Below are 5,184 nucleotides of genomic sequence, written 5' to 3' on the forward strand. Positions count from 1 at the left end.
GTTTGGTGGTGCTCCGAAACCGCCCGCGGGCGGCTGGTCGGGCGGCTGGGTCATCAGCGCTCTTCCCCCTCGTTCACTGATTTTTAGCCACGCCCTGAGGTTCGCGAAGGACCCAAGGTCGTACTCAGACTGTTCTCAGACGGCTCTTTCTATCACCCGGTACCGACGGCGAACGGGGCCGCGCCCTCCCCTGTTCCCAAGGGAGAACCGGCCCGTGACGCCCCTGTTATGCGCCTTCACGCCCCCTTCACGGAGCGCACGCGCCCCCGTGCGAGAGGCCCGAACCGTCAGGCGTCCTCCGCCAGTTCCAGCCAGCGCATCTCCAGCTCCTCGCGCTCCCCGGACAAGTCCCTGAGCTGGGCGTCCAGTTCGGCGACCTTCGCGAAGTCGGTGGCGTTCTCGGCGATCTGCGTGTGCAGCGCGGCCTCCTTCTCGGAGATCTTGTCCAACTGCCGCTCGATCCGCTGGAGTTCCTTCTTCGCGGCGCGCTGGTCGGCCGCGCTCTTCTCGGTGGCGGCCGGCCTGGGCGCCGCGGCGGAGGCCCGCACGGCGACCGCCTCCTCCATCTTCTGCCGCCGCTCCAGGTACTCGTCGATCCCGCGCGGCAGCATCCGCAGGGTGCCGTCGCCGAGGAGGGCGAAGACCCGGTCCGTGGTGCGCTCGACGAAGAAGCGGTCGTGGGAGATGACGATCATCGAGCCGGGCCAGCCGTCGAGGACGTCCTCGAGCTGGGTGAGGGTCTCGATGTCGAGGTCGTTGGTGGGCTCGTCCAGGAAGAGGACGTTGGGCTCGTCCATGAGGAGACGCAGGAGCTGCAGCCGCCGCCGCTCACCACCGGAGAGGTCCCCGACGGGCGTCCACTGCTTCTCCTTGTTGAAGCCGAACGTCTCGCACAGCTGCCCGGCGGTCATCTCCCGCCCCTTGCCGAGGTCGACGCGCTCGCGGACCTGCTGGACGGCCTCCAGCACCCGCAGCCCGGGGTTCAGCTCGGCGACCTCCTGGGAGAGGTAGGCGAGTTTGACCGTCCTGCCGACCGCGATCCGGCCGCCGGCGGGCTGCTCCTCGCCCTCGCTGCGCGCGGCGGCGGCCATGGCGCGCAGCAGCGAGGTCTTGCCGGCCCCGTTCACGCCGACGAGACCGATCCGGTCGCCGGGGCCGAGCTGCCAGGTGACGTGCTTGAGCAGCACCTTGGGCCCGGCCTGCACGGTGACGTCCTCGAGGTCGAAGACGGTCTTGCCGAGCCGCGAGGAGGCGAACTTCATCAGCTCGGAGCTGTCGCGGGGCGGCGGCACGTCGGCGATCAGCTCGTTGGCGGCCTCGACCCGGAACCGCGGCTTGGACGTACGGGCGGGGGCGCCGCGGCGCAGCCAGGCCAGCTCCTTGCGGACCAGGTTCTGCCGCTTGGCCTCCTCGGTGGCGGCGATCCGCTCGCGCTCGGCGCGTGCGAAGACGTAGTCGGAGTAGCCGCCCTCGTACTCGTACACGTCGCCGCGCTGCACGTCCCACATGCGCGTGCACACCTGGTCCAGGAACCACCGGTCGTGCGTCACGCACACCAGCGCCGAGCGCCGGTTCTGCAGGTGCCGTGCGAGCCAGGCGATGCCCTCGACGTCGAGGTGGTTGGTCGGCTCGTCCAGGACGATCAGGTCCTGTTCCTCGATGAGCAGCTTGGCCAGCGCGATCCGGCGCCGCTCGCCGCCGGACAGCGGCCCGATGACGGTGTCGAGCCCCTTGGGGAAGCCGGGCAGGTCCAGCCCGCCGAACAGCCCGGTCAGCACGTCCCTGACCTTGGCGTTGCCGGCCCACTCGTGGTCGGCCATGTCGCCGATGACCTCGTGGCGGACGGTGGCGGCGGGGTCGAGGGAGTCGTGCTGGGTGAGCACGCCGAGCCGCAGCCCCCCGGAGTGCGTGACGCGTCCGGTGTCGGCCTCCTCCAGCTTGGCGAGCATGCGGACGAGGGTGGTCTTGCCGTCGCCGTTGCGCCCGACGACCCCGATCCGGTCCCCTTCCGACACACCGAGCGAGACGCCGTCCAGCAGGGCACGGGTGCCGTACACCTTGCTGACGTTCTCGACATTGACCAGGTTGACGGCCATTTCACTCCTGTGTGCGGGGCTGTCTCGATGTGCGGCTCCGCCGCGTGGGTCGACCTTCTAGCGTAGGCCCTCGCAGACGGGGGACGGGGCGCGAGGGGCTGAGCCGGCCGCCCCTCACACCACCGTCGCCCCCGGTGCGGGAGCCGAAGCAGTCCGCACCGTGCGGCAGGTTCCGGACGTCCGCAGCGCCTGCGCCACCTTCTCCGCCGCCTCGGCGTCCCGTACGAGGAACGCCGTCGTGGGGCCGGACCCGGAGACCAGCGCGGCGAGCGCGCCCGCCCCGCGCCCCGCGTCCAGCGTGTCCGCCAGTTCCGGGAACAGGGACAGCGCGGCGGGCTGAAGGTCGTTGGAGACCGAGGCCGCCAGCGCCTCCGCGTCCCCCTTCGCCAGCGCCTGAAGCAGCTCCGCGGAGGCGACCGGCTCCGGAACGTGCCGCCCCTCGGCCAGCCGGTCGAACTCGCGGAACACCGCCGGCGTCGACAGCCCCCGCCCGGCCATCGCGAACACCCAGTGGAAGGTGCCGCCCACCTCCAGGGCCGTCAGCTGCTCGCCCCGCCCGATGCCGAGCGCCGCTCGGCCGACCAGGCTGAACGGCACGTCGCTGCCCAACTCGGCGCAGATGGCGAGCAGTTCGGCCCGTGACGCGCCCGTGCCCCACAGCGTGTTGCAGGCGAGCAGGGCGCCGGCGCCGTCCGCGCTGCCGCCGGCCATGCCGCCGGCGACCGGGATGTCCTTGGCGATGTGGATGTGGACGTTCGGCTCGATGCCCCGGCGCGCGGCGAGCGCGATCGCGGCGCGGGCGGCGAGGTTGGTGCGGTCCAGCGGGACCTGGGCCGCGTCCGGGCCCTCGCAGGTGATCCGGAGTCCGTCCGCCGGCGTCACCGTCACCTCGTCGTGGAGGCCGACCGCGAGGAAGACGTTGGCGAGGTCGTGGAAACCGTCGGGGCGGGCGGCGCCGACCGCGAGCTGGACGTTGACCTTGGCCGGTACCCGTACCGTGACGCTCACGCGCCCGCCTCCCTGTTCTCCGCGTTCTCGGCGTTCTCGGCGTTCTCGGCGTTCTCGGCGATCCGTGCGAACTCCTCCACCGTCAGCGACTCGCCGCGCGCCTGCGGCGAGACACCGGCCGCGACCAGGGCCGCCTCCGCGGCGGCCGCGGAGCCCGCCCAGCCGGAGAGCGCGGCCCGCAGGGTCTTGCGGCGCTGGGCGAAGGCCGCGTCGATCACCGCGAAGACCTCCCTCTTGGAGGCGGTCGTCTTGACCGGCTCGGCCCGCCGGACGAGGGAGACCAGCCCGCTGTCGACGTTCGGCGCGGGCCAGAAGACGTTGCGGCCGATCGCCCCGGCGCGCTTCACGTCGGCGTACCAGTTGGCCTTGACCGAGGGAACGCCGTACACCTTCGAGCCGGGCGCGGCGGCGAGCCGGTCGGCGACCTCGGACTGCACCATCACCAGCGTGCGCTCGATGCTGGGGAAGGATTCGAGCATGTGCAGCAGCACCGGCACGGCGACGTTGTAGGGGAGGTTCGCCACCAGCGCGGTCGGCGCGGGGCCGGGCAGCTCGGTGACGCGCATCGCGTCGGAGTGGACCAGCGCGAACCGGTCGGCGCGCTCCGGCATGCGCGCGGCGACGGTCGTGGGCAGCGCGGCGGCCAGCACGTCGTCGATCTCCACGGCGGTGACCCGGTCGGCGGCCTCCAGCAGCGCGAGGGTGAGGGAGCCGAGCCCCGGGCCGACCTCGACGACCACGTCGTCGGGACGCACGTCGGCGGTGCGCACGATACGGCGGACCGTGTTGGCGTCGATCACGAAGTTCTGGCCGCGCTGCTTGGTGGGACGGACACCGAGCGCGGCCGCGAGCTCGCGGATGTCGGCCGGGCCGAGGAGGGCGTCGGGGGTGGGGCTGCTCACGGGACAAGGGTACGGGGACCGGGTGGGCCCGTTCGCCAGGTGCCCGCTGCCCGCCCCTGGCCTAGGAGTGCAGACGCGCCCCGCAGTGCGGCCAGGGGGTCGTGCCCCGGCGCACGTACAGCTTCTTCGCGCGGAAGGTCTGCTCCTCCGGCGAGGCGTCCTGCGGGCGTCCGCTGCCGCCGAGGCTGTGCCAGGTGTGCGTGTCGAACTGGTAGAGCCCGCCGTAGGTGCCCGAGGGGTCGACCGCATGGGGGCGTCCGCCGGACTCGCAGGCGGCCAGCCGGTGCCAGTTCAGGTGGTCGGCGCCGTGCACGGAGGGCGGCAGCGGCTTGGTGCCGACCTTCACCAGCTGCTTGCGCGGCTCGCGCACCACCTCGGACTCCTCCCGGCGCGGCCTCTGCCGGACTCCGTTGACCGTGCGCAACAGGTAGGTGGTCCGCCGCAGGCCGGGCCGGCCGCTTCGGGCGACGACCTCGATGCCCTTGAAGAGGGTGGGGTCCTTGACCCGCTCCACCTGGAACGGGATCGGTTCCTCGCGGACCTCCCGGCTGCCGGTGACCCGCAGCACGGTCACCGTCTGCCCGTCGCGCGGGAAGCTGTCGGCCGGGACGGAGGTGGTGTCCTGTCCGTGCAGGGTGATGCCGGCCTCCTGGACTGCCTCGCGGACGGTGGCCGCGTTGGTGCGGATGGTGCGGGTGCGGCCGTCCGCCATGATCGTGACGGCGCGTTCGGTGCGCACGTCGAGGTCGAGTCCGGCCCGGCCGATGCCCTGGGAGCGGGAGGCGGACACGTACGCGCCCTCCGCGCGCACGCCCAGCTCGTGCAGCGCCTCGTCCACCGTGGGGGCCGTCGTCCACACCTCGTGCCGCCGGCCGTCCAGGGTGAGCCGCACGGGGCGGCCGTAGCGGACCGCGACCGTGTCGCCGCTGGTGAGCGTCGCGTCGCGGGCGGGCGCGACCATGTCGTGGGCGCCCACGCGCACGCCCTGCTCGGCGAGCAGCTCCCCCACGTCGTCGGCGAAGGTGTGCAGGGTGCGCGGGCGGCCGTCGACGCTCAGCTCGATCGCCTTGTCCTTGGCGACGAACGCGGTGGTGCCGCCGGCGAGGAAGGCCACGACCAGGGCCTGCGGCAGCAGGCGGCGCACGGCGGACTCCGGGCGCTCTCCACAGCGCCCCCGG

General features: G+C 73.1%; 4 protein-coding genes. All 4 read right to left on the bottom strand.

Annotated elements, in window-relative coordinates; all coding sequences use genetic code 11:
• Positions 1 to 287: 287 nt before the first annotated feature.
• On the bottom strand, positions 288 to 2,096 hold the full coding sequence (locus tag ACLU3S_RS35590) for an ABC-F family ATP-binding cassette domain-containing protein (RefSeq protein ID WP_413956107.1): 1,809 nt from the start codon (positions 2,094 to 2,096) through the stop codon (positions 288 to 290).
• 114 nt (positions 2,097 to 2,210) lie between these two features.
• Positions 2,211 to 3,104, bottom strand: coding sequence for a 4-(cytidine 5'-diphospho)-2-C-methyl-D-erythritol kinase (locus ACLU3S_RS35595; protein ID WP_413956108.1), 894 nt, complete (start codon positions 3,102 to 3,104; stop codon positions 2,211 to 2,213).
• Positions 3,101 to 4,006 carry a 16S rRNA (adenine(1518)-N(6)/adenine(1519)-N(6))-dimethyltransferase RsmA gene (rsmA, locus tag ACLU3S_RS35600; RefSeq protein WP_413956109.1) on the bottom strand — a complete coding sequence of 302 codons (906 nt, stop codon included), beginning with the start codon at positions 4,004 to 4,006 and terminating at the stop codon, positions 3,101 to 3,103. Before rsmA ends, ACLU3S_RS35595 begins: the two co-directional genes overlap by 4 nt.
• A 61-nt stretch (positions 4,007 to 4,067) precedes the next feature.
• Positions 4,068 to 5,184: ubiquitin-like domain-containing protein (locus ACLU3S_RS35605; protein WP_413956110.1), on the bottom strand; the 1,117-nt coding region annotated here is incomplete at its 5' end.

Source organism: Streptomyces sp. AF1A (assembly GCF_047340315.1).
Classification (GTDB): Bacteria; Actinomycetota; Actinomycetes; order Streptomycetales; family Streptomycetaceae; genus Streptomyces.

What these genes read in the sequence shown, in the direction of transcription:
- ACLU3S_RS35590 (WP_413956107.1), bottom strand. Translation starts at nt 2,096, where the DNA reads ATGGCCGTCAACCTGGTCAATGTCGAGAACGTCAGCAAGGTGTACGGC.